Source organism: uncultured Granulicatella sp., assembly GCF_938030755.1.
In the GTDB taxonomy this organism is placed as follows: domain Bacteria; phylum Bacillota; class Bacilli; order Lactobacillales; family Aerococcaceae; genus Granulicatella.
In genome coordinates, this window is record NZ_CALHIF010000025.1 from 1 (window position 1) to 26221 (window position 26221).

Consider the following 26221-nt stretch of genomic DNA (forward strand, 5'->3'; position numbering starts at 1 on the left):
GCTTAATCTACAGTCAAAGAGTATTATTGAAACTCATCGACAAAGGAATGAGTCGTGAAAAAGCTTATGATTTAGTACAACCATGCACAGCTAAAGCTTGGGATGAAAAATTACCATTCCGTTCTATTTTAGAAGAACAACCTGAAATTACGGCTACTCTAAGTAAAGAAGATTTAGATGATGCGTTTGATTATCACTACCATATTAAAAATGTAGATTTAATTTTTAAACGAGTTGGTATTTTATAAAATCTAAATTATACTGAATATAGTGCATTTTCATTGAAAATGTGGTATAAATAGAAGGTAGAATTTATCAAAAGGAGTTATAAAATGATTAACGTAAGTGATTTAAAAGCTGGAATGACATTCATTCTTGATGGAAAATTAATTAAAGTGTTGGAAATCAGCCACCACAAACCAGGTAAAGGAAACACTGTAATGCGTATGAAAATCCGTGACGTTCGTAACGGTTCAACAGTCGATACAACAATGCGTCCTGATGAAAAAGTGGAACGTGCACACATCGATACAAAAGACGTTCAATACTTATACAGCCAAGATGGCGTTGGAGTATTCATGGACTTAGAAACATACGAACAATACGAAATTCCTGAAGAAACAATCGAACAAGAATTAAAATATATCCTAGAAAACATGGAAGTTAAAATTCAATTCTATGGTTCAGAAGTTATCGGGGTTTCATTACCATCAACAGTTGTATTGCAAGTTACTGAAACTCAACCATCAATCAAAGGTGCTACAGTTACAGGTTCTGGTAAACCAGCTACAATGGAAACAGGTTTAGTAGTTAACGTTCCAGACTTCATCGAAGCAGGAGAGTACTTAGAAGTTAACACTGCAGAAGGTACATACGTACGTCGTGCTACAAAATAATAGGACTAAACAGGTGAGTTCTTCACCTGTTTTTTGTTTAAAAGGAAAATGATGATGATTGACATTAAAAAAATAAAGTTATTCTATAACTATAATGGTTTAAAATACAAAAATCCTGATCGGTTTCCAGATTCCAAAAAGGAAATGGAACAGATAAAATTATGTGGACAAGAAGCGCGAAAAGAGTTTGAGAAATTAACAGAATTATTTTCTAATCTTCTTCAAAATTTCAAGCCAGAACCGATTAGCCAGTGGATGAATCAGGCACAAATCATTAGACCTTCTTTTTGGAGGTATTTTATCGAAGAAGGGCATGAAAAAGGAGATCCAACGTTTGCAATACGCCTATACGAAGAGAATAAAGAAATTGGCGTATATGTTGAACTGAGTATTATTGAGAGAAAGTTGAATGAAGATTCGCTTGCAAAACAAAATAAAGTCCTAAGAGAACCTTTGGATTTTCGTTGTGTCTATGTTGCTTCAGATTCTAAAAGGAATATATTCGAATATCCTTACGATGAAGAAAATAGAAAGTTTTTACTAAATGAAGTGGAATGCGGGAATCTTCGTAAAGTTATTATTAGAGTTCCTATTAAGGTCACCAATGATGAAATCAAAATAAGAAAAGATTTGGAAACAGCTTTGAATGAATTAATACCTATATATCAATCGATTTATAAATAATAATGTTTGCTAAAAATATTACATTCAAAGTAAAAAGGTTAAAGTTGTCGGCACTGCCCCCGTAAATGAGAATTAAATAAAAACACCTCCAAGTTGGATTTTGTACATTATTATCAAATACACATGGAGGTGTCTTTTTATGGTTAAAAAAGTGTGGCTTATTCAGTCGATACTAAAAATAAAGCTGTAGAAATGAAATTACAGGGATATAGTACAAAACAAGTAATGCAGGAGTTAAACATAAAAAATAAAACTCAAGTAGAAATATGGTTTAGATGGTATAAAAATGGAGAAACTCATCGTTTCCACCAACAGGTGGATAACAAAATTCTTATGAGAAAGGAATGGCTAAAATTTCTGAAATCGATCAATTAAAATTAGAATTACGAAGAAAAGAAGTTGAATTAGAAATATTAAAAAAATACAAGGAATTGGAAAGGAAGTGTCGCCTCAAGCAGTTGTAAAATTAGTGGAAGAATTGAAAAATAAATATTCGGTAGATTTAATTTGTTCTTGCCTTAATGTACCTACATCTACTTACTATCGATGGATAAAGAAAGATTTTTCTCCAACAGTTATCGAGGAAACTATCGGTAAAATTTGTAAGAAAAACAAATTTATTTATGGGTACAGAAAGATTAAGTATTTGATTCAAAAGGAATTAAATCAGATTGTTAATCATAAGGTTGTACAGCGGATTATGCAGAAAAATGGTTGAAATTGTGCCGTGAAACCGAAAAAAGCTATCAAAATAGGTAAACCTTTCTCAATTACTGGCAATACTCTGAATAGAGATTTTTTAGCGGATAAACCTATGCAAAAGTTGACTACTGATATCACATATTTGCCTTTCGGTCCTAAACGATTATATTTATCTTCCATTATGGATTTACATAATGGAGAAATTCTCGCGTATACAATTGGTTCAAAACAAGATACTAAGTTTGTATTGGATACTTTAAATCAAATTGACTTACCTAAGGATGTTCTACTACATAGTGATCAAGGCAGCGTTTATACTTCCGCTGAATACTACAATCTATGTAAAGAAAAAGGCATTATCCGCAGTATGTCCCGTAAGGGGACTCCCGCAGATAATGCGCCCATCGAAAGCTTCCATTCTTCGCTAAAGTGCGAAGCTTTCTACATAAAAGATGAAGTAATAACTTCATTCTTTATTGTAATTCAAATTGTAGAAAATTACATCAAATATTATAATGAAAAACGAATTCAACAAAAATTGGACTACCTATCTCCGGTTGAATACCGGAGACGGTAGTCCTGGGGTGTTTTTATTAAATTCTCACTTTTTGGGGTCAGTCCCAGAATCTAGGTGCTTTTTCATTTTGCGGGAATAATGCTAGTGCGCTGATTTATGCCAGTTGAATATTGAAGTTGATTCAACTAGAGTAGTTATTTTACGAGAGTGGGCAGAGTCTGAAAACAACTTATGAAATAATGTCTTATCTATTTGTATTATTATATAATTCGTATTGCCTATGCCCAAATCCTTCACACAGTGAAGAATTTTCCAACGTTCCATTTCTTGACGCGATATCTCACATCCTGTTTAGTTGAACTCGGAAAAGCAGAAACGGAGCACTTCCCAACCCATACGCATATCGTTTTTAACGATGTTTGCGTTGGTTAGGTCCAGTGCTCCGTTTCTGAACGCTTTTCCTCATATCCTATTTATTAAATTTGATTTAATTGTCGTAATAATTTTGACAATTAGGTTGTAAGTAAGTGCTTTCTATGCTAAAGTTTATATTAGGAGGAAAATGATGAAGAATGAAGTGCAAGATTTTTTAGCGTATTTAAAGGTTGAACGACGTTATTCACCAGAGACGATTCATGCGTACGAACGTGATATTCAACATTACTGCGATTACTTAACAGAAGTTCCAATAACGTCATGGAACGATGTATCTGTCGTTGATGTTCGAATCTATTTAGGAGTTTTACATCGTGAAAACTATAATCGTTCAAGCATTTCTCGCTTTCTTTCAAGTTTACGTTCTTTTTATCATTTCTTGGTAGAACGAAAAGGAGTAGAAACAAATCCCTTTGCTTCGGTCAGTTATAAAAAAGGAAAAATGCGTCTTCCAGAGTTTTTCTATGAAGATGAAATTGAAAAGTTTATCAATTCTATTGATGGAAATCAGTCTTTAGACCAACGTAATAAAGCTCTAGTCGAAGTATTATATGCTACAGGTATGCGTGTCAGTGAGTTAACGAATTTAACTCTTGGGCAAGTAGACCTTGAAAATAGCATTATTTTAGTTATTGGTAAGGGATCAAAAGAAAGATATGTACCGATTGGTGATTTTGCACGGACTGCTTTAGAAACTTATCTTGATGAAGGACGAAGGGATCTTATGGCTAAAGAAAGAAAGGAGCATCTTTTCGTGTTTGTGAATCATTTAGGTGATCCACTTACAACTAATGGAGTTCGTTATATTTTAGAAAAACTAATTCAAGAAAGTGGACTAACTTTGAAGATTCATCCTCATATGCTAAGACATACCTTTGCAACGCATTTGTTGAATAATGGTGCGGATATGAGAACAGTTCAAGAACTTTTAGGACACGTAAGTCTTAGTTCAACTCAAATTTACACACATGTAACGAAGGAAGCTCTTCAACAAAATTACCAATTATATTTTCCAAGGTCTAAAGCTGGGAAGAACGAATTTGACGCTAGTGCTTTTAATAAGAATAACGGAGGAAAATCATGACTACAATTTGTGCAGTAAAAAAAGATAATCAAGTTGCTATGGCTGGTGACGGTCAAGTGACAATGGGTGAAAAAGTAATAATGAAAGGAACAGCTCGTAAAATCCGACGTATTTTTGACAATCAAGTTCTTGTGGGATTTGCAGGTGGGGTAGCAGATGCAATCACTTTAGAAGAGATGTTTGAAGATAAGCTTAAACAGTTCAAAGGAAACTTACAACGTGCAGCTATAGAAATGGCGAAACAATGGAGAAGTGACCGTGGTTTACAAAAATTAGAAGCGATGTTAATCGTAATGAATAAAGAACAAGTGTTACTTGTTTCAGGAACTGGAGAAGTCATTGAACCCGATGATGGCATTCTAACAATCGGGTCTGGCGGCAACTATGCTTTATCAGCTGCTAGGGGACTCCTAAGATTTGGGGATTCGAATTTAACGGCAGAAGACATTGCTAGAGAAAGTTTAAAAATTGCTTCAGAGATTGATATTTTTACAAATGATAATATCATCACAGAAACGTTAGCGTAAGGAAGTGTAAGTATGCAGGCAAATATAAGTAAAACACCAAGAGAAGTCGTTAGCGAATTAGATCAATTCATCGTGGGTCAACAGGACGCCAAACGTGCATTAGCGGTGGCTCTTAGAAATCGTTACCGTCGTTTATTATTAGATGATGAAATGAAAAAAGAAGTCACGCCGAAAAATTTATTGATGATTGGACCTACCGGTGTTGGTAAAACTGAATTGGCTCGTCGTCTTGCAAAATTAGTCGACGCACCATTTGCAAAAGTCGAAGCGACAAAATTTACCGAAGTGGGTTACGTTGGACGTGATGTAGAATCGATGGTTCGTGATTTAGTGGAAAATGCGATTCAAATTGTGACTAAACAAAAACAAGAAGAAGTAAAACCACAAGCTTTTGATAAGGCAGTTAAAAAGCTTGCAAAAATTTTAAAACCAGGAATCATGAAGAAGGTATCAAATCCACAACAAGATTCACTCTTCAATATGTTCCAACAAATGGGCATTCAAAATCCTGGATTAGAACCAGAGATGAAGGAAGAAATCACAGAAGAAATTGCTCAAAGTCGTCGTGATATTGAGCAACAATTAAGAAATGGAGTGCTTGACTCAAAAGAAGTAACGATTGAATTAACAGAGAAACCAATGCGGATGGCAGGATCTGGTAACCAAATGGAACAAATGATGCAAGTTCAGTCCGTTCTTGATCAAATGACTCCTAAGAAGAAAGTTAGCCGCACAGTCACTGTTAAAGAAGCGTTAGAGCTATTAACAGAAGAAGAAGCCAATCATTTAATCAATCAGGAAGATATGCATGCAGAAGCTTTGAAACTGGCTGAAACTTCTGGAATTATCTTTATCGATGAAATTGATAAGATTGCTGCTAAAGGTCAAAATGGCGGGGAAGTTTCAAGGGAAGGGGTACAAAGAGATATTTTACCAATTGTTGAGGGCAGCCAAGTGAATACGAAGTACGGAGTGATTAATACTGATCATATTCTTTTTATTGCTTCTGGGGCGTTCCATGTGGCTAAACCAAGTGATTTAATGCCCGAATTACAAGGGAGATTCCCGATTCGGGTTGAGTTACAAGATTTATCAAAAGAAGATTTTGAACGCATTCTAATGGAACCTAAAAACGCATTATTAAAGCAGTATAAGGCATTACTTGCTACTGAAAATGTGGAGGTCTTTTTCACAAAAGAAGCTGTTTCCAAATTGGCTGAGATTGCTTTCGAAGTGAATAGTACGATGGAAAATATTGGTGCCCGTCGTCTTCACACTATTTTAGAAACAGTATTAGAAGAATTATTGTTCGAAGCACCCACGATGCAAATGGGAAGCATCCAAATAACAGAACAATATGTAGAGAGCAAATTAAATGCGATTCGAGAGGATCAAGATTTATCTAAATATATTTTATAAAAAGGAGAAAATATTCATGCGTAAAGTTTTAGCTGATTTAAGGAAGATAAATGAAATTGTCCAGTATGATAATATTTGGAGAGATTCTGAAACAGCAGATTTACCATTTAATAAACTGACAGAAATTTTGGGAACTCTTTTGAAAGTTGATTTATATATCGCCTCAAGCGATGGAAGATTGTTAGGTATTCATGATGAATTTCAAGTAAATAACGATCGAATGAAGGAGTATAAAAATAGTAGACAATTTCCAGATTTCTATATGGAAGGATTAACAGCTTTAAAATTCACTAAAGAAAATATACCAGTAACGGATGAGCTAACAATTTTTCCGGTTGAATTACATGATAATTTTAAGAACGCAATGACCACAATCATCCCGATTTTTGCTTCAGGAATTCAATTAGGTTTTGTAGTGATGGGGAAGGATGAAGAACCTTTTTCAACCGATGATCTTATCTTAGCTGAGCATGCAGGAACAGTAATTGGAACAGAAATGTTGCATTGGTATACAAGAAAAATTGAACAAGAGAAAAGAGAACAACAAAATGTTCATTTAGCTCTAAGTTCATTATCATATAGTGAATTAGAAGCCATTAAAGTGATTGTTAAACTGTTTGATGGTATGGATCTAAGATTTACTGCCTTAAAAATTGCGAAAGAGTATAATATTACTCGTACCGTAATTGTAAACGCTATTCGTAAACTTGAATCAGCCGGAATCATTGAAAGTCGTAGTCTTGGAACTAAAGGAACCTATATAAAAATTAAAAATCAAAATATCAAAAATTCCTTATTAACTGAATTAAAACATTCATAAATTAGAGGCGATTAGATGAATAACATTTCTTTAGAAAATAAATTTTTAAAGGTCAGAGTAAAACTTTTTGGGGCAGAATTAACTTCTGTTTTTGATAAAGAGACCCATACAGAATATATGTATCAACCAGATGGAATTCATTGGAATAAACAATCTCCAATTTTGTTTCCGAATATTGGTGCTATTAGAAACAATTCTTTTTCCTACAAAGGGAATGATTACGAAGCTAGAAAACATGGTTTTGCTCGTGACTATGCGTTTGAATTAGAGGAAAAAGGAAGTGATTTTGCCACTTTCTTACTCACGAATGAGATGATCGAGGAAAATTATCCTTTTGATTTTCAATTGCGCCTAAAATACACTTTAAATGGTCGTCAATTAGATATGAGTTATTTCGTTACTACCAAAAGTTCTGAAATGTACTTTGCAATAGGTGGTCATCCAGCTTTTCGAGTACCGCTCGAAGAGGGATTGTCTTTTGAGGATTATCGAATTCAATTTGATTCGGATAGTTCTATTCGTAAACTTGAATTAGAGATACCCTATCTTGCTTCACTAGAAGGAATTTCGTATCCTGAAAGAGAATTTACATTACACCATGATTTATTTACGAATGATGTATTATTATTTAAATCCAATTCCTCTCATTTTAGTGGTAAGTTGTATTCACAAAAGGGGAATAGAAGTGTAACCGTACTTTTAAATGGGATTGAAGCATTGGGGGTATGGACTATGCTTGATGATTCTCCTTTTGTTTGTTTTGAACCTTGGGATGGGTATCCAGACTTGGCGAATGATTTCACGCAAAATTTAGAAGAAAAAAAGAATGTCTTGCGAATCACTAACAAGACACCCTATCAATCTACTGCAGGCTTTATTTTCGAATAAAGGAAAAGACACTAAGTAATTACTTAGTGTCTTTATTTTTTTGTTTCCAAGGCATTGGAACTTTATTTTCCGTTCCGTTTAAAATTCTTTGGATATTAGAGCGGTGTCGGTAAATAATAAAAATATCAATTGCAAGTGCAAAAAGTGTTAGTGTCCAATCATTGAATAGTAAAGAAAGGAATACTCCTAAAGTGATAGTAACCATAGCAGTAAGGCTAACCATACGTGTAATTGCAAGTAGGCCTAAGAAAATAATAAGTCCATATAAAAGTAACAATGGTTGGTAGGCTAAAATCATTCCAGCAAAAGTAGCAACCGCTTTTCCTCCTTTAAATGAAGCAAAAATGGGGAAAGTATGACCGATAACTGCAAATGACGCAATCCACAATGGAGAAATATCAGGTTGCTTAAATACCGTTAAAGCAAGAATCATCGCTAAGAATCCTTTAAAGATATCGCAGAATAAAACTAGAGAGCCAGCTTTTTTTCCTAAAACACGAAAAGCATTTGTTGAGCCTAAATTTCCACTCCCAAAATGGCGGATATCTTTTTTAAAGAAATATTGACCAACCCATAATCCAGATGGAATCGAACCAAGTAAATATGCCACGATGGCACCAATTATAAAAGTAAATGACATTAGTTTGACTTCTCCTTTTAAAAACAGTCTAAAAACAGTTTAACACAAAAACATTTTAACTTACAATTCTAATAAGAAATGTTATTATAACGCTATTTATGAAGGGAAATCTTGCGAAAATATTTAAAAACAAGTATTATAGATAAGATGATGAAAAAGGAGAGTATTAAATGAGCAAAGTGACGAATCAGTATAATGATGATGCGATTCAAGTTTTAGAAGGTCTTGAAGCTGTTCGTAAACGTCCAGGGATGTATATTGGATCAACTGACCATCGTGGACTTCATCACTTAGCGTATGAAATTGTTGATAATGCTGTCGATGAAGCATTATCAGGTTACGCTACGAAAATTGAAGTAACAATTAATAAAGATCAATCCCTTTCAGTAAAAGATAATGGTCGTGGAATGCCAACGGGGAAACATGCTTCTGGGATTCCTACTATTCAGGTTATCTTTACTGTTTTACATGCAGGTGGTAAATTTGGTCAAGGTGGATATAAGACATCAGGTGGTCTTCACGGGGTAGGGGCTTCTGTAGTAAACGCCTTATCAGATTGGTTAACCGTAGAAGTTTTAAGAGATGGAACGTTATATAAACAATCGTTTAAAAATGGTGGAGAACCAGTCGGGTCCGTTAAAAAAGAAAAAACGAGTCGTCGTGGATCAGGGACAACAGTAACATTTTTACCAAGCGATAAGACTTTTTCAACAACGAATTGGTCATATGAGACTTTGGCAGAAAGATTAAGAGAATCAGCGTTCTTACTAAAAGGTCTTACAATTGTTTTAACAGATGAACGTACTGGAGAATCAGAGACTTTCCATTATGAGGAAGGGATTCGTGATTTCATCCAATACTTAAATGAAGAAAAAGATACATTATCTCCAGTTGTAGATTTTGAAAGCACAGTGGATGGTGTCGAAACTGAATTTGCATTCCAATATAACGATGGCTATTCAGAAACCATTTTATCTTTCGTTAACAATGTACGTACAAAAGACGGCGGTACTCATGAAGTGGGAATGAAGAGTGCCTTAACAAAAGCGTTTAACGAATACGCACGTAAAGTTGGTCTTTTAAAAGAGAAAGACAAAAACTTGGAAGGTAGCGATGTCCGCGAAGGATTAACAGCGATTATTTCGCTTCGTATTCCTGAAGAAATTCTTCAATTTGAAGGACAAACAAAAGACAAGTTAGGGACACCTACTGCGCGAGGAATTGTTGATAATACGATTTCTGAGCAACTAGGTTTCTTCTTAACAGAGAACGGGGAAATTGCGCAAGAATTAATCCGTAAAGCAATTAAGGCACGTGAAGCACGTGAAGCGAGTCGTAAGGCCCGTGAAGAGAGCCGTAATGGTAAGAAGGGGAAGAAGAAAGAAACACTTCTTTCAGGTAAATTAACACCTGCACAGAGCAAGAATCCTAAAAAGAACGAACTTTACTTAGTAGAGGGAGATTCTGCTGGAGGTTCTGCAAAACAAGGACGTGACCGTAAGTTCCAAGCGATTCTTCCATTGCGTGGGAAAGTCATTAATACCGAGAAAGCATCGATTTCTGATATTCTGAAGAACGAAGAAATCAATACGATTATCTATACGATTGGTGCGGGTGTTGGTAGTGACTTCAAGATTGAAGATTGTAACTATGACAAGATTGTCATTATGACCGATGCGGATACGGATGGTGCGCACATTCAAGTGTTACTGTTAACATTCTTCTACCGCTATATGAAACCACTGATCGAAGCTGGAAAAGTGTATCTTGCCTTACCACCTTTATATAAGATTTCAAAAGGAACTGGTAAAAAGCAAGTTGTTGAATATGCGTGGACAGAAAAAGAACTTGAAGAAAAGACTAAATTAGTTGGAAAAGGCTACTTATTACAACGTTATAAAGGTCTTGGGGAAATGAATGCAGACCAATTATGGGATACTACAATGAACCCAGATTCAAGAACGTTAATTCGAGTTGTAATCGATGATAAAGCACAAGCAGAACGTCGTGTGAGCACATTGATGGGAAACAAAGTAGAACCTCGTCGTAAATGGATCGAGCGCCATGTTGAGTTTGGTCTAGAAGAAGATAAGAGTATTTTAGAATCAGACGTAAACACGATTAGCACAACTGCTAATGTAAGAAAAGAAGAAAAGAAACCGTTAGTTAAGAAAAATGAAGCAACAATTGATCATGTAGAACAATTGTCTTTATTAGGAGAGGAGGAATAGTATGAGTCAAATTCAAGACATTCAAGAATTGAATCTTGAAGATGTAATGGGTGACCGATTTGGACGCTACTCTAAATACATTATCCAAGACCGTGCTCTTCCTGATATCCGCGATGGGTTAAAGCCCGTACAACGTCGAATTTTATATGCAATGTCTATCGATGGAAACACAAGCGATAAACAATTCCGTAAATCAGCAAAAACAGTCGGAAATGTAATCGGTAATTTCCACCCGCACGGAGACTCTTCCGTTTATGAAGCAATGGTTCGTATGAGTCAAGATTGGAAGCTTCGTGATGTGTTAATTGAAATGCACGGGAATAACGGTAGTATGGATGGAGACCCTGCTGCTGCGATGCGTTATACGGAAGCTCGTCTTTCTAAAATTTCAGAAGAATTGTTACGTGATTTAGATAAACAAACTATTGAATTTGTTTTAAACTTCGACGATACGGAAGAAGAACCGACTGTCCTTCCTGCGCGTTATCCAAACCTTCTTGTTAATGGAGCTACAGGGATTTCGGCTGGTTATGCTACAGAAATTCCTACTCATAATCTAGGTGAGGTCATTGATGCAACAATTCATGCTATCGATCATCCTAAATCTACTGTAAAAGAACTTATGCAGTTTGTGAAAGGTCCTGATTTCCCAACAGGAGGAATTATCCAAGGGATTGAAGAATTGGAACAAGCCTATGAAACCGGACGTGGTAAAGTAGTTATTCGTTCGAAAACGAAGATTGAGCCAATCAAAGGCGGTAAGACACAAATCATCATTACAGAAATTCCTTATGAAGTAAATAAAGCTTTATTAGTGAAGAAGATTGATGAAATCCGCTTAAATAAAAAGATTGACGGCATTGCAGAAGTGCGTGATGAATCGGATCGTACAGGACTTCAAATCGTTGTTGAATTGAAGAAAGAAGCCAATGCAGAAGGGATTTTAAACTACTTATTGAAGAATACAGACTTACAAGTCAACTATAACTTCAATATGGTCGCTATCGACGGGCGCCGTCCGGTACAAGTAGGATTAAAAACAATTCTAACTTCGTATATCAACTTCCAAAAAGAAGTGATTACGAGACGTACACAATATGACTTGAAGAAAGCACAAGATCGGCTGCATATCGTTGATGGTTTAATGAAAGCTTTATCGATTCTTGATGAAGTGATTGCATTAATTCGTAACAGTAAAGATAAGAAACATGCTAAAGAACGTTTAGTGGAGACATATGACTTCACGATGATTCAAGCGGAAGCGATTGTAAGTTTACAATTATATCGTTTAACGAATACGGATATTACCATTCTTCAAAACGAAAAGCTTGATTTAAATGAGCAAATCGCAACTTTCTTAAGTATTTTAAAATCTGAAAAGATTCTTCTTCAAGTGATGAAGAGTGAACTTCGTGATTTAAAGAAAAAATATGCGACTCCTCGTTTAACGCAAATTCAAGCGGAAATTGAAGAAATTAAGATTGAAACTGAAGTGTTAGTCACGGAAGAAGAAGTCTATGTTGTCGCTACAAAACAAGGGTACTATAAACGTGTTAGTCCACGTTCGTTTGCTTCAAGTGCTCCAGAAGAAAACGGAATGCGTGAAGGGGACGAAGTCATTCTTTGTCAAAAAGCTTCAACGTTAGATAACTTAATTCTATTCACTTCAAAAGGAAATTATTTACACTTACCAGTACATGAAATTCCAGAAGCGAAATGGAAAGACGTTGGGAACCACTTAAGTCAATCTATTTCTTTAGGTAGCAACGAAGTCATTCTAACTGGATTCGTCAAAGCAAAAGATAGTGATGACTCTTATAAAGATTGGACGGTTGTCTTCTTTACAAAAGAAGGCTTAGTGAAACAAACGTTATTCAATGAGTTTACAACGTACCGTGGATACAAGACTCGTACAAGTAATGCGATGAAACTGAAGACTACAACGGATGAAGTTGTCAAAGTGGTTGTCACAAACCCAGAAGGATTAGAAGTATTTATAGTGACACACTGCGGGTTTGGTTTACGCTATGAATTAAGTGAAATTCCGGTAGTTGGTACAGTAGCTAGTGGTGTGAAAGCAATCAATCTTCGTAAAGAGGACTTTGTTGCCGGAGCGATGGTTTACTTATTAGAACATAAAGTAGTTTCTGCCTTCCTTACAACACAACGAGGAGCTGTAAAACGATTCAATGTATTAGATATTTCAATGCTCACACGTGCAAAACGTGGATTGATGGTTTTACGAGAATTGAAGACAAAACCTCATCGTGTCGTGTTCTTAGATGGAGAAATCACTTCAAGCAGCGAATACACAATTGTTTCAGGAAATGGCGAAACAAAAGTAATCAGACCAATGGATTTAACACTTGTAGATCGTACAAGTAATGGTTCAATGCTTCTAGGAGATAACGACCAGGAAGTAAAAGCTGTTTTAGTAAATTTTGATTATAATTCATTGAAAGAACAATAAATATTATAAAGAAAAGGACTTCCATTAGTATGGAAGTCCTTTTGGTTTAGAAGTTAATTTCCGATGAATATTGAGAAGCAGCGTTCCAAAGTAGGTATTCTGTTACGCCAGCCTCTTTTAGTGCTTGAATTTCTTTGCTGATAATATCTGCGGTGTAGAGTTGATAATTTCCTTCACCAAGAAAATCTGCAGTGAACGCTTGAATCCACGGTCTTGAGATTGGGGAAGGGTTTAATGTCTTTATATAACCTTTTTCAATCACCATATAGCGTTTAACTATTTCATATGGATTTTTATCAGGATCTTTTACATCTAAAGCATAATTCACCCAATGGCTTGGAAAAATCATAGGAGAGATGACATCTACTTTATCAGCAATATTAACAAATTTTTGTCCGATACCACCGATTTTTGATTCAGTAATGGCATGGGCTAAAATATCAGCTGATAAATGAACACCATATGGTTGAAGTTTTTCGCGAATAAATGCAACAAAGTCTGTAATCGCAGCAATACGGGCTTCATCATCATCTTTAATATGAGCATAATCACCTTTGTCATAGACTAAGTCATCCGAAACTGTTTCGAATCCAAGGGGAAAACGAACATAGTCTAATTGAATATCTTTAAATCCTGCTTTAGCGGCACCAATTGCAATTTCTGCAATATATTCCCAGTTTTCTTTAAGGAATGGATTGAGGAACGTTTCTCCATCATCTGTATACCATAGCTGGCCTAAAGCATTTTTAAATGAACGTTCAGGATTCTCTTTTGGAACAAATCGATCTCCAAAACATACAATACGAGCAATTGGATAGATTTGTTCTTTTTCGAGCCGTTTAAGAAGAGCAGTAGTATCTGGTACTTCATTAACAGTATGCTTCTTCACTTGTTGATTATCAGTATCTAGAGGCATTGTAATTTGTCCATATCCATCACGAACATCAATTACTAGAGAGTTAATTGGAGTAGACTTAACGAACTGAATCATATTTTCTAAGTCTTGTCCTTTGGCGCGAAACGCCTGTAAGTAAACTCCTTTGATTCCATCTTTAGGATATGGAATAGAAATACCCGAATCGTAAATATGTTCCTGAGGAATGTTAACTGGGACACGTAGTAAACTATTGGTTCTTAAATTTAATTTACTATCAGCAGCATCTTGTGCATTTGCCACAGAATTGAAAACGAGTAGGGAACTAACAGACACAATCGTGAGCATACTTGTTATTAAAGTTTTTTTCTTCATTATCATTACTCACCCTTTCCGTTATTCGCTAAACGAGCTTTTAGAATACGTATTGGTCTATCTAGCTCACTGATAGGAGAATTAATTGCTTCAATAATTTGTTGACGCTCGTTGGCAGAGCTATTCACTTGAATAATGAGCGCTTTTAATTCATCACTTGTTTGTTTTCCGCCAGAAATGCTAACGAAAAACTCAGCTTCTTTTTCTAATTGTTTTTGAGATAATTCAGAGTAGTTCTTTAAATGATTAACAATCGATTGAAGATTGGAAACTACAATTTGAATTTCTGCAGAAGGAAGATTTTTATCCTTCAAGTTACTTAGTCTAGTCGCATCATCTGACAAAATTTTGAGCGATTTTTGCATAGACTTCAACAATTGCTGACGTTCTTGAATATTGGTGAATACTTTACCCGTTTTCTTAGCATAAGTAGTCATCTTGTAATCTTCTTGGATATCCGCTTCCCAATCTGATTGCAACGAATTTTCTAACGCTTGAATGTCATTTAATTGTTGAACGACAACAGGTAAGGTATCTTGTACTTCTTGAACAGTAGATTTGGCACTTTTCTTTGTATTACCGCAAGCTCCTAAAAATAAGAACCCAGCGCTAATCAAGAATACCTTGGCTGCGATTTTTTTCATATTACACTCCTTTTACAGTAATGCATTTTCTTGTTGATATTATACGTGCATTTTGATGATTTTTCAATCTTTTGGTTGATTTTTAGGACTTTCTCCCCATTTTTAGTTAAATTTACCCTTTTTCACCCCTTGAGTGGATAAAAGTATTTCAATTTAACATTATTTTCAGTTCGTTGACTAACCTTTGACTTCTTTGTACAATACTATTATTGAATAGAAATGGAGAGTTGAAATGGTTTTATATTTAATTTTAAGCGCTATACTCATTATTGCAGATCAACTAGTAAAATTATGGATTGTAAATAACTTTAACTTGCATGATGGAATGCAGGTTATTAATGGAATAGTGAGCTTATTATACGTCCGAAATACTGGAGCAGCTTGGGGGATGTTCGAAGGAAAGATGGTTTTCTTTTATGCAATCACTGCAGTAGCGGTTGGAACACTTTTATTTTTAATGTTTAAAGAAAAAGGAAAATCAAAATGGTTATTAATAGCATACTCTTTAATTTTAGCTGGAGCTGTAGGAAACTTTATTGATCGTATTCGGTTAGGATATGTTGTCGATATGTTTAAGTTCGAATTTATTGATTTTCCAATCTTTAATGTTGCAGACATTTGTTTAACCTTCGGAGTAATCTTCTTATTCTATTATGTTATTTTTAAAGAACAATCAAAATAGGAGAACAATATGACATCAGTATTTAAAGAATTAAAATTAGAGTTAGAAAAGACTGAACGATTAGACAAGGTATTGACTGCCGAGCTTGCTCTAAGTAGAAGCACGATTCAAAGTTGGCTAAAATCAGGGCTTATTTCAGTTAACGGGGAAGTCGTGAAATCAAATTATAAAGCACAATCTGGGGATGAAGTTACAATTCTTCAAAAAGAGGAAGAAGCTATTACGATTCAACCAGAAAATATTCCACTAGATATCGTTTTCGAAGATGATTCATTAATTGTAGTTAATAAACCAAGTGGTATGGTTGTTCATCCTTCCAAAGGTCATTATAGCGGAACGCTAGTAAACGCTTTGTTATATCATTCGAATAGCTTATCAGATAGCACGAGCGAAGAAATCTATCGTCCAGGATTAGTTCATCGTATTGATAAAGATACAAGTGGCTTATTAGTCATTGCTAAAAATAATGATGTTCACAAAAAATTGGCTGAACAGATTGCTGAAAATAAGATGAACCGTGAGTATATTGCCATTGTAGATGGACACTTTGCGCACGAAACAGGTGTTATTGATGCACCATTATCTCGTCATCAAACCAATCGTTTAAAAAGAGTTGTGGAAAAAGGGGGAAAGAACGCTATTACGCATTTCGAAGTTCTAGATTCTGTTTCAGACTATTCACTCGTGTCTTGCCGTCTAGAAACTGGCAGAACACATCAAATCAGAGCTCATATGGAATTTATTAAACATCCGATTATAAATGATCCGTTGTATCATCCAAAAGGGAAAAACGCAACAAAATTTGGTCAATTTCTACACGCAAGAACACTTAGCTTCACTCATCCAGTAACTGGAGAAGCGTTAAACTTCAAAGTAGAACCTCCAAAAGAATTTGCGGAGTTTATTCAATTGAATAAAGGCCATTTTGAAGACTAGAGGTGAAAACAATGAAACAAGTGAGAGTTATGGATGAAGGCGCTATTAGTAGAGCATTAACCAGAATTTCATATGAAATTATCGAGCAACAAAAAGATGTTTCAAATTTAGTAGTGATTGGTATTAAAACAAGAGGGATTACTTTAGCAAAACGAATTGCTGAGAAAATCTCTACTTTAGAAAAGATTAAAGTGCCTGTTGGTGAAATAGATATAACATTATACCGAGATGATCGGCATGATATCGAGAATGATGAAACACCTTTATTAAATGGAAGTTCTATACCGTTTAACATCAAAGGGAAGCAAGTTGTATTAGTGGATGATGTATTATTTACAGGAAGAACCGTAAGAGCCGCGTTAGATGCAATTATGGATATCGACAGACCTAAGCGAATTAACTTAGCAATACTTATTGATAGAGGGCATAGAGAACTTCCAATTCGCCCAGATTTCATTGGGAAAAATGTGCCTACTTCCTTAGAAGAAGTTATCCATGTTCGTTTACTGGAAGATGATGATTCTGAAGAGGTCATTATTGAAAATTAGTATGATTACCTTCTCATTAGTGAGAGGGTATTTTTTTTATATTCTTAACGAACAAAACAGATATTTTCGTAATATTCATAATATAATTTTATGAATTCTTCCTATATATATAACCATATTGCTTATTTCAAAACGTTCGTAAAGTAAACGCAAACAATCATAAAACTGATTATTCGATTAGTTCTTTGAAAACGGTTGTAACCCAAAATTCTTTATACTATACTAATACCATGAATTGGTACCGTAACTTATTAAATGATCATTTACGTGAGACGTTACGATTTTATGATTATTTAAGGCAAGATAGAAAAGGAGAATGATATAATGGCAATTCCTAATTTACAAGTTGCTTTGGACCACAACCGTATCGAAGATGCATTAAAAGATGCGCTTGCGGTTGGAAACGAAGTGGACATTATTGAAGCAGGAACAATTTTACTTTTAAACGAAGGGGATAAAGCAATCAAATGCTTACGTAGTGCTTTTCCTGATAAAGTAATCATTGCTGATACAAAATGTGCTGACGCTGGTACAACAGTTGCTAAAAACGTTGCCCAAGCTGGAGCAGACTGGATGACAGTAATTTGTTGCGCTACAATTCCAACTATGGAAGCTGCAAACAAAGAAGTAAAATCACTACAAGTTGAATTGTATGGAGATTGGACTTTCGAACAAGCACAACAATGGAGAGATGCTGGTATCGACCAAGCAATCTTCCACCAAAGTCGCGACGCTCTATTTGCAGGAGCTACTTGGACTGAATCTGATTTGAACAAAATCCGTCGTTTAATCGACATGGGATTCAAAGTTTCAGCTACAGGCGGATTAACAAAAGACACATTAAAAGTGTTTGAAGGAATTCCAATTTATACATTCATCGCAGGACGCGGAATCTACGCTACTGAAAACCCAGCGCAATCTGCTCGTGAATTTAAAGAAGAAATCAAACGTATCTGGGGTTAATCTCAAGGAGGAAAAATAATGGCAAATATCAAAGATGTAACAAAAGAATCTTGGATCTTATCAACTTTCCCAGAGTGGGGAACTTGGTTAAACGAAGAAATCGAACGCGAAGAAGTGAAACCTGGAACATTCGCTATGTGGTGGTTAGGATGTACTGGTATCTGGTTAAAATCAGAAAGAAATACTAACATCTTATGCGACTTATGGTGTGGAACTGGTAAACGTAGCCACGGTAACGGAAAAATGAAAACTGGTCACCAAATGCAACGTATGAGTGGTTGCCAAAACTTACAACCAAACTTACGTACACAACCATTCGTAATCGATCCGTTTGAAGTGAAAAATGTTGATGCTTTAGTAGTAACACACATCCACTCAGACCACTTAGACATTAACACAGCAGCTGCAGTTGCTAACAACTGTCCAGAAGCTAAATTCGTAGGACCACAAGAAGTAGTAAACACTTGGTTAGGTTGGGGAGTTCCTGCTGAACGTACAATCGTTGTACACCCAGGAGACTCAGTTCAAATCAAAGACATCGAAATCGTTGCTTTAGAAGCATTTGACCGTACCGCTTTAGTAACTGCTAAAGACGGTGAAGTTCTTAAAGGCAAAATGCCTCAAGACATGGACGAAATCGCTGTTAACTACTTATTCAAAACAAGTGGTGGTAACTTATATCATGCAGGAGATTCTCACTACTCAAACATGTTTGCTAAACATGGGAACGAACATGAAATTGATGTGTGCTTAGGTGCTTACGGCGAAAACCCTCGTGGTATCACTGATAAAGTGACTTCAGTGGATATGTTACGTATGGCTGAATCATTAAACGCTAAAGTAGTTATCCCAGTTCACTATGACATTTGGGCTAACTTCCAAGCAGATCCAAAAGAAATTACAGAAATCTGGAAATTCAAGAAAGATCGCTTAGAATACAAATTCAAACCATTCATCTGGCAAGTAGGTGGTAAATATACTTACCCAACTGACAAAGATAAATTAGAATTCAACTTCTACCGTGGATTTGACGATGTATTCTCTATTGAGAATGACGTACCATTCCCATCATTCTTATAATATTGTCATTAAATAAATTTGGAGAGCTTAGAGCTTAACCCACTCTAGGCTTTATCAAAATGGAATAATGAATACGATTTCTTAATAACACAAGGAGGAAGATATGTTAAAAGAAATTATCGAAAACGGTCGCTTTTCGTTCCAAAAAGGTTCATTAACATGGGAAGATGCGATTAAAACAGCATGCCAACCTTTAATTGAACAAAAGGTGATCGAACCTGAATATCCAGGTTATATTATTAGTAATGTTCATGAATTTGGACCTTACATCGTAATTGCGCCAGAGATTTGTATCCCTCATGCTCAAGAAGGAAAAGGAGTAAATGATACTGCTGTAGCATTTATGAACATTGAAGAAGCTGTGGACTTTGGGCCAGGTGCTGACTACAAACCACATTTATTCTTCGTATTAGCATCAACAGATAATGAAAAACACTTAAATAACTTATCAGAGTTAGTGACATTATTAGATGATGAATCAGTTATTAATGCGTTTGTTGAAGCGCGTTCAAAAGAGGATTTAGAAAAAATTTTAAAAGGAATAGGTGAATAATAATGGATTTTTTATTCAGTTTTTGGCAATTCTTCTACGCTAACATTTTTACAAAACCACAATACTTTGTTGGTTTAATCGTTTTAGTTGGTTATTTACTATTGGGTCGTAAATGGTACGATGCATTAGCAGGTTTTATTAAAGCAGTTGTAGGTTACATGATCTTAAACGTAGCTGCTGGCGGATTGGTTTCAAACTTCCGTCCTGTATTAGCAGCATTAGGGGATCGTTTCGGATTACAAGCTGCAGTTATAGACCCATATTTTGGTCAAGCTGCTGCTGAAGCTGCATTAAAATCAGCTGGTCATGCTACTGGTTTAACAGTACAAGTATTATTAGTTGCGTTCTTAACGAACTTAGTATTAGTGATTTTCCGTAAATTAACTAAAGTTCGTACAGTATTCATCACTGGTCACATCATGGTGCAACAATCTGCTACAGCAACTTGGTTAATGGCTTTAGCTTTAGGAGATAACGTTAACCAATTACAATTTGTAATCTTATTAGGTATTGTATTAGGTGTTTATTGGGCTGTAGCCGCAAACTTAACAGTAGAAGCTACACAAGAATTAACAGAAGGCGGCGGATTTGCAATTGGTCACCAACAAATGTTTGGGGTTTGGTTAGTTGACAAATTAGCTCCTAAATTCTCAGGTAAAAACGACAAGAAGATTGAAGATCTTGAATTACCAGGTTTCTTATCAATCTTTAAAGAATCAATCGTTGCAACATCAATCTTAATGATCGTGTTCTTCGGTGCAATCTTATTAGTATTAGGTAAAGACTACTTAGTAGGTGTAAATGGACAAGAATTAACAGTTGCTGCTTCTAAATTCAAAATGACTACATTAAAAGCAACTGACGACTTCTTCTTCTACATTTTACAAACAGCATTAACATTCACTGTTTATGTTCAAATCTTACAATTAGGGGTTCGTTTATTCGTTGCTGAGTTATCAGAAGCGTTCCAAGGTATCTCTAACAAATTATTACCAGGTTCTATGCCAGCGGTTGACTGTGCTGCAGTTTACGGATTCGGTTCTCCAAACGCTGTAACAGTTGGTTTCTTATTCGGGGTATTAGGGCAAATCGTAGCAATCTTAGGATTAATCGTGTTCAAATCACCAGTATTAATCATCACTGGATTCGTGCCAGTATTCTTCGACAACGCTACATTTGCAGTTTATGCTAACCATAAAGGTGGTTTACGTGCTGCTTCAATCTTGACATTCTTATCAGGTGTGATCCAAGTATTAGGTGGAGCTGTCGCAGCTGGTGCGTTTGGTTTAGCTGCATATGGTGGATGGCATGGTAACTTTGACTGGGATACAATCTGGGTTGGATTCGGATTCTTAATGCAAAACTTCCAATACATTGGTTTAGGAATTGTGTTAATTATTCTTTTAGCAATCCCACAATTACAATACAGCAAAAACAAAGAACATTACTTCACTATTGCTGAAGACTATGAAACTTATTTAGAGTCTAAGCAAAACTAATTTAATTAAGTAAAAGATTATAGTAAAATTAGGGTATCGGGTAGTGTTTTCTATCCGATACTCTAACAATATAAGGAGATGTAGAATATGAAAGTATTAGCAGCGTGCGGAAGCGGAATGGGCTCAAGCCAAATTATTAAAATGAAATTAACAAATGTATTCAGAAAATTGAATATTCCTTTAGAAGTTCACCACTGTGCAGTTTCTGAAGCAAAATCTTCAGCAAAAAACTATGATTTAGTAGTTATTTCATCAGCTTTATTAGAAGTTTTTGATGGTTTAGACTTACCAAACACTAAAATTGTAGGCTTACAAAACTTATTATCTGAAAAAGAAATGACTGAAAAAATTTCTGAAGCTTTAGGCCTTTAAGAAGGGATTCTACAATGGCATACGAACAATTAAAAGAACGTGTATTTAAAGCAAACTTAGAGTTACCAAAACATGGATTAGTAATTTTTACATGGGGTAACGTGTCAGAATACGACCGTGAAGCAGGCGTTATCGCAATCAAACCTTCTGGAGTGGATTATGACAAATTAACTGCTGACGATATCGTCATTGTTGATATTGACGGAAACAAAGTAGAAGGAGCTTTAAAACCCTCTTCAGACTTAGATACTCATTTAGAAATTTATCGTAATTTTAAAGATGTAAATGGGGTAGTGCATACTCACTCTCTATGGGCAACTACAATGGCTCAACAAGGACAAGAAATTCCTGCATTCGGTACAACACAAGGAGATTACTTCTACGGTACAATCCCTTGTACTCGTGAAATGACAGAAGCAGAAATCAAAGGTGCTTATGAGTTAGAAACTGGTAAAGTAATCGTTGAGACTTTCCAAGATAAAGATCCAAACGCGATTCCTGCAGTTTTAGTATTTAACCATGGACCATTTGCATGGGGTAAAGACGCAATGGATGCGGTACACAACATTACTGTATTAGAATACGTTGCAAACATGGCTTGGCATAACTTTGCTTTAAACCCAAATATGAAGCCAATGTCACAAACAATTTTAGATAAACACTATTTAAGAAAACATGGAGCGAATGCTTACTATGGACAATAAAAAGTTTTACGAACTTGGTTTGTATGAAAAATCAATGCCAAACATACTTAGTTTTAGAGAAAAGTTAGAAACCGTTAAAGCAACTGGATTTGACTTTTTAGAAATCAGTATCGATGAAACTGATGAAAAATTAAGTCGTCTAGAATGGACAAAAGAAGAACGCCAACAATTAGTAAACGGTATGTTTGAAACTGGTGTTCCAATTCGTTCAATGTGCTTAAGTGGCCACCGTAAATATCCATTTGGATCACACGACGAAGCTACTCGTGCACGTAGTCTAGAAATCATGGAAAAAGCGATTCAATTAGCAGACGATTTAGGTGTTCGTGTTATCCAATTAGCTGGATACGATGTTTACTACGAAGAAGGAGATGCAGTAACACTTGATTACTTCATCCAAAACCTTAAAAAAGCTACTGAGATGGCTTCACAAAAAGGAATTCTTCTTGGTTTTGAAACAATGGAAACTCCATTTATGAACACCGTAGAAAAATCGATGCGTTTTGTTGAATTAGTAAATTCTCCATACTTACAAGTATATCCAGACTCAGGTAACTTAATGAACGCTTCATTAGAACCTGGAGCCAAAAATGTTTATGAAGATATCGAATTAGGAAGAGGGCATATTGTCGCAGCTCACTTAAAAGAAACCATTCCTGGACATTATCGTGAAATTCCATTTGGTACTGGCCATATCGATTTTAAACGTATGGTAGATACATTCTTATCAATTGGAGTAAATCGTTTCACAGGTGAATTCTGGTATGTAGGTCAAGAAAATTGGTTAGAGGATATCAAATTTGCTAATCAATTCTTAAGGTCACATTTCCCAAATAAATAGTTCCTTTGAAACCTTCTTATATTTAGGGAGGTTTCTTTTTTTACCTTAATCAACGAACGTTCGAGTTTTAACGTTCGTAACTTATGCGTTTTCATTAATAATATTGAAATATCATTATGAAAATAGTGTGAAAAACTGTATTTTTAATTATTTTTCTGTTGTAATTTACGGGTATGTCTTGTAAGATAGTAAGAGAGGTTAAGGAATTCTTAATTTCTAATAACAAACGTATCTTAGGAGGATATATTTTTATGAAAAAGTCTTTTTGGTCTAAATTAGCAATTGGGTTATCATCACTGGCTCTACTGGCAGGATGTTCTAGTAATTCAGGTTCTGACTCAAATCAAAGTCAAAGTCAAAACGCTTCGAAAACAATCGAAACTTTGAAAATAGCGTTTGTACCATCTCGTGATCCTGAAACAATTGTGACAACAACAGAACCATTAAAAGAACTACTAAAGAAAGAATTAGCGAAAGAAGGCTACGATGTTAAAAATGTAGATATCTCTGTAGGTACAAGTTTTGACGCTGTAGGTGAAGCATTAGCATCAGGTAGTTCAGATATTGGATTCTTACCTGGTGGGACTTATGTATTGTATGACAAAGAAGTAGATGTATTATTAACGGCTACTCGTGATAATTTATTAAAAGACTCTACTAATCCAAAAGATTGGAATGATGGAAAAGAAACAGGTCGTGGTACTGAACAAGCTACATCCTATAAAGGGTTAATTATTGCAGGCCCAACTGAAAAAGGGAAAGAATTAGCTGCGAAAATCAATAGTGGTCAGGAATTAACTTGGGATGAGTTAAATTCTGCTAAATGGGGAGTATTAGGAACTTCATCGTCATCAGGGTATATTTACCCAACATTATGGTTACAAGAAAAATACGGTAAAGGTATTTCTGACTTACAAAACGTTGTTCAATCAGATTCTTATGCAAGTTCTGCAGCACGTTTAGCTTCTGGTCAAATTGATATCATGGTTGGTTATGCTGACGTTCGTAATGACTACGCTAAAAAATGGACTAGTGATTATGGTCGTTCAGAAGATATCTTCAAAGAAACGAACGTTATCGGTGTAACTCCAGATATTTACAATGACACAATTTCAGTAAGTAAATCTTCTCCAATCGTTGACGATGCATTTAAAGAAGCTTTTGCTAATGCGATGATGAATATCTCTAAAACAGATGAAGGTAAAGAAATCATCAAAATTTACTCTCATAAAGGCTATAAGAAAGCAAATGCTAGTGACTACGATAAAGAACGTGAAGCACAAAAATTACTTAAAAAATTAAAATCAGGTAACTAATAAATTTGAGTTGAAGATCAAATGAGGGTTAGGATATTTCTCCTGACCCTTTTTTGAGAGAGAGGCAAGGAATAATGATTAAATTCGAAAACGTATCTAAAACTTATCCAAATGGGGTTAAGGGTCTAAAAAATATTAACTTAGAAATTGAACAAGGAGAGTTTGTTTCTATTATCGGTCTTTCAGGTGCTGGGAAGTCTACGCTTATTCGCACAATTAACAGAATGCTGGATATCAGTGAAGGAAAATTAACGGTTGATGGCACTGATGTAAGTAAATTAAAAGGGAAATCTTTACGTAAATTCAGAAGAAATAAAGTTGGAATGATCTTCCAATCTTTTAACTTAGTAACTAGAACAACGGTTATTAAGAATGTATTGACGTCAATCGTGCCAGATATTCCTTTCTTCCGTTCATTATTTGGAATCTATACCAAAAACGAAAAATTACATGCATTAGAAGCATTAGATAAAGTTGGAATTGTTGATAAGGCATTTATTCGTGCAGACCAATTATCCGGTGGTCAACAACAACGTGTGGCTTTAGCTCGTACATTAGCACAAAATCCAGAAATTATTCTTGCGGATGAACCTGTAGCAGCACTTGACCCAGTAACAGCAAAACGCGTTATGGAAGACTTTAAACGCATTAACAAAGAGATGAATATTTCGATTCTTTTAAACATTCACCATGTAGAATTAGCGCTTGAGTATGCTGATCGTATCTTAGGAATTAGAGATGGCGAAATTGTGTATGATGGTCCAAGTTCTGAAGTGACTCCTGAAGTTTTAGATTTAATCTACAAAGGAAAGGTGGAGGGGTTGAATGAAGCTAAGTAAACTCTTCGCACCAAAAGAATATACACTAGAAAACGGGACTACCGTAAGAGAACCACGATCGAAAGCGATTATTATTACAATTCTGCTTCTTGTGGCAATGTATTACGCTGGTAAAGTAACGGGATTTAACTTAAAAACGCTTATGCAACGTGGTGGTCAATTCTTTGTGATGATTGGTAGAATGTTTCCACCAAACTGGGAATACTCTAGTTTAATTTGGTCGCCATTAATCGATACGATTAAAATGTCCCTATTAGGGTCTTTATTAGGGTCAATTTTAGTGATTCCTTTTGCGATTATTGCATCTAGCAATATTGTAAAAAATAAGTTTGTGATTAGCTTAAGCCGTTTATTTTTAAGTGTTGTTCGAACATTACCAACACTAGTAACCGCATTAATTGCCACATATATATTCGGATTAGGAACACTCGCAGGTACATTTGCAATTGCAACTTATACATTTGCTTATTGTGGTAAACAACTATACGAACAAATTGAAACGGTTGATATGGGCGCTTTCGAAGCTGCTGAAGCCTTGGGAGCTACCAAAGGAAAAGCTTTCTCAAGTGCTATTATTCCTCAGATTTTACCAGGCTATTTAGCATCTTCTTTATATTGCTTTGAAGGGAATGTGCGATACGCTTCTATTCTTGGTTATGTAGGTGCTGGTGGTATTGGGATT

The 26221-nt window shown here is 35.3% G+C and carries 25 protein-coding genes and 2 pseudogenes; 24 read left to right on the forward strand and 3 right to left on the reverse strand.

The window, feature by feature from the left end; translation table 11 throughout:
• From Q0594_RS02750 to Q0594_RS02790, 9 genes and pseudogenes are all read left to right on the forward strand, one after another.
• A pseudogene (locus Q0594_RS02750) lies at positions 1–248 on the forward strand (adenylosuccinate lyase); the annotation flags it as partial.
• Positions 249–332: 84 nt separating this feature from the next.
• Positions 333–896 carry an elongation factor P gene (gene efp / locus Q0594_RS02755; RefSeq protein ID WP_005605540.1) on the forward strand — a complete coding sequence of 188 codons (564 nt, stop codon included), beginning with the start codon at positions 333–335 and terminating at the stop codon, positions 894–896.
• A 54-nt stretch (positions 897–950) separates the two neighbouring features.
• Complete coding sequence (locus Q0594_RS02760) at positions 951–1580, forward strand: hypothetical protein (RefSeq protein ID WP_298729492.1); 630 nt, start codon at positions 951–953, stop codon at positions 1578–1580.
• Between the two features lie 192 nt (positions 1581–1772).
• Positions 1773–2859: pseudogene (locus Q0594_RS02765) on the forward strand (IS3 family transposase).
• 505 nt (positions 2860–3364) lie between these two features.
• On the forward strand, positions 3365–4318 hold the full coding sequence (xerC, locus tag Q0594_RS02770; RefSeq protein ID WP_298729493.1) for a tyrosine recombinase XerC: 954 nt from the start codon (positions 3365–3367) through the stop codon (positions 4316–4318).
• The gene (gene hslV / locus Q0594_RS02775) at positions 4315–4845 is read left to right on the forward strand and encodes an HslVU peptidase proteolytic subunit (RefSeq protein ID WP_005605441.1); all 531 of its coding nucleotides are present in this window, start codon (positions 4315–4317) and stop codon (positions 4843–4845) included. The genes xerC and hslV overlap by 4 nt, the downstream gene beginning before the upstream one ends.
• A 12-nt stretch (positions 4846–4857) precedes the next feature.
• Positions 4858–6264, forward strand: coding sequence for an ATP-dependent protease ATPase subunit HslU (hslU, locus tag Q0594_RS02780; protein ID WP_298729494.1), 1407 nt, complete (start codon positions 4858–4860; stop codon positions 6262–6264).
• A 16-nt stretch (positions 6265–6280) separates the two neighbouring features.
• Entirely contained in the window at positions 6281–7084 is an 804-nt protein-coding gene (codY, locus tag Q0594_RS02785) for a GTP-sensing pleiotropic transcriptional regulator CodY (protein WP_298729495.1), read from the forward strand.
• A 15-nt stretch (positions 7085–7099) separates the two neighbouring features.
• Complete coding sequence (locus tag Q0594_RS02790; RefSeq protein WP_298729496.1) at positions 7100–7972, forward strand: aldose 1-epimerase family protein; 873 nt, start codon at positions 7100–7102, stop codon at positions 7970–7972.
• A 19-nt stretch (positions 7973–7991) separates the two neighbouring features.
• Here the strand turns inward: Q0594_RS02790 and plsY are convergent, their stop codons facing one another.
• Positions 7992–8612: a glycerol-3-phosphate 1-O-acyltransferase PlsY gene (plsY, locus tag Q0594_RS02795; protein WP_298729497.1), complete on the reverse strand. Its 621-nt coding sequence runs from the start codon at positions 8610–8612 to the stop codon at positions 7992–7994.
• A gap of 170 nt (positions 8613–8782) precedes the next feature.
• On the opposite strand from plsY, the gene parE reads away from it, so the two are divergent.
• Positions 8783–10843, forward strand: coding sequence for a DNA topoisomerase IV subunit B (parE, locus tag Q0594_RS02800; RefSeq protein WP_298729498.1), 2061 nt, complete (start codon positions 8783–8785; stop codon positions 10841–10843).
• A gap of 1 nt (position 10844) precedes the next feature.
• Positions 10845–13313, forward strand: coding sequence for a DNA topoisomerase IV subunit A (gene parC / locus Q0594_RS02805; protein ID WP_298729499.1), 2469 nt, complete (start codon positions 10845–10847; stop codon positions 13311–13313).
• Positions 13314–13359: 46 nt separating this feature from the next.
• Here parC and Q0594_RS02810 read toward each other — a convergent pair whose 3' ends face one another.
• Together Q0594_RS02810 and Q0594_RS02815 are read right to left on the reverse strand one after the other, a co-directional pair.
• A complete protein-coding gene (locus Q0594_RS02810) occupies positions 13360–14562 on the reverse strand; it encodes a putative glycoside hydrolase (RefSeq protein WP_298729500.1) in 1203 nt (400 codons plus the stop codon).
• Between the two features lie 5 nt (positions 14563–14567).
• Positions 14568–15206, reverse strand: coding sequence for a YkyA family protein (locus Q0594_RS02815; protein WP_298729501.1), 639 nt, complete (start codon positions 15204–15206; stop codon positions 14568–14570).
• A 232-nt stretch (positions 15207–15438) separates the two neighbouring features.
• Here Q0594_RS02815 and lspA point away from each other — a divergent pair, with 232 nt between their 5' ends.
• From lspA to Q0594_RS02880, 13 genes are all read left to right on the forward strand, one after another.
• Positions 15439–15888: a signal peptidase II gene (gene lspA, locus Q0594_RS02820; RefSeq protein WP_298729502.1), complete on the forward strand. Its 450-nt coding sequence runs from the start codon at positions 15439–15441 to the stop codon at positions 15886–15888.
• A gap of 9 nt (positions 15889–15897) precedes the next feature.
• Positions 15898–16824, forward strand: coding sequence for an RluA family pseudouridine synthase (locus Q0594_RS02825; RefSeq protein WP_298729503.1), 927 nt, complete (start codon positions 15898–15900; stop codon positions 16822–16824).
• Positions 16825–16835: 11 nt separating this feature from the next.
• Complete coding sequence (pyrR, locus tag Q0594_RS02830) at positions 16836–17372, forward strand: bifunctional pyr operon transcriptional regulator/uracil phosphoribosyltransferase PyrR (protein WP_298729504.1); 537 nt, start codon at positions 16836–16838, stop codon at positions 17370–17372.
• Between the two features lie 324 nt (positions 17373–17696).
• The gene (locus Q0594_RS02835) at positions 17697–18335 is read left to right on the forward strand and encodes a 3-keto-L-gulonate-6-phosphate decarboxylase UlaD (RefSeq protein ID WP_298649535.1); all 639 of its coding nucleotides are present in this window, start codon (positions 17697–17699) and stop codon (positions 18333–18335) included.
• Between the two features lie 15 nt (positions 18336–18350).
• Entirely contained in the window at positions 18351–19415 is a 1065-nt protein-coding gene (gene ulaG / locus Q0594_RS02840) for an L-ascorbate 6-phosphate lactonase (RefSeq protein WP_298729511.1), read from the forward strand.
• 103 nt (positions 19416–19518) lie between these two features.
• Positions 19519–19968, forward strand: coding sequence for a PTS sugar transporter subunit IIA (locus Q0594_RS02845; protein WP_298729505.1), 450 nt, complete (start codon positions 19519–19521; stop codon positions 19966–19968).
• A gap of 2 nt (positions 19969–19970) precedes the next feature.
• Positions 19971–21467, forward strand: coding sequence for a PTS ascorbate transporter subunit IIC (locus tag Q0594_RS02850; protein WP_366518782.1), 1497 nt, complete (start codon positions 19971–19973; stop codon positions 21465–21467).
• Between the two features lie 87 nt (positions 21468–21554).
• Entirely contained in the window at positions 21555–21839 is a 285-nt protein-coding gene (locus Q0594_RS02855; RefSeq protein WP_005605475.1) for a PTS sugar transporter subunit IIB, read from the forward strand.
• A 14-nt stretch (positions 21840–21853) separates the two neighbouring features.
• Complete coding sequence (locus Q0594_RS02860) at positions 21854–22543, forward strand: L-ribulose-5-phosphate 4-epimerase (RefSeq protein ID WP_298729506.1); 690 nt, start codon at positions 21854–21856, stop codon at positions 22541–22543.
• Positions 22533–23384, forward strand: coding sequence for an L-ribulose-5-phosphate 3-epimerase (locus tag Q0594_RS02865; protein ID WP_298729507.1), 852 nt, complete (start codon positions 22533–22535; stop codon positions 23382–23384). The genes Q0594_RS02860 and Q0594_RS02865 overlap by 11 nt, the downstream gene beginning before the upstream one ends.
• Positions 23385–23635: 251 nt before the next feature.
• A complete protein-coding gene (locus Q0594_RS02870; protein ID WP_298729508.1) occupies positions 23636–24700 on the forward strand; it encodes a PhnD/SsuA/transferrin family substrate-binding protein in 1065 nt (354 codons plus the stop codon).
• Positions 24701–24774: 74 nt separating this feature from the next.
• Positions 24775–25539 carry a phosphonate ABC transporter ATP-binding protein gene (phnC, locus tag Q0594_RS02875; RefSeq protein WP_298729509.1) on the forward strand — a complete coding sequence of 255 codons (765 nt, stop codon included), beginning with the start codon at positions 24775–24777 and terminating at the stop codon, positions 25537–25539.
• Positions 25526–26221, forward strand: a 696-nt coding sequence (locus tag Q0594_RS02880) for an ABC transporter permease subunit (RefSeq protein ID WP_298729510.1), incomplete at its 3' end; no start/stop codon positions are given. The genes phnC and Q0594_RS02880, both read left to right, overlap by 14 nt.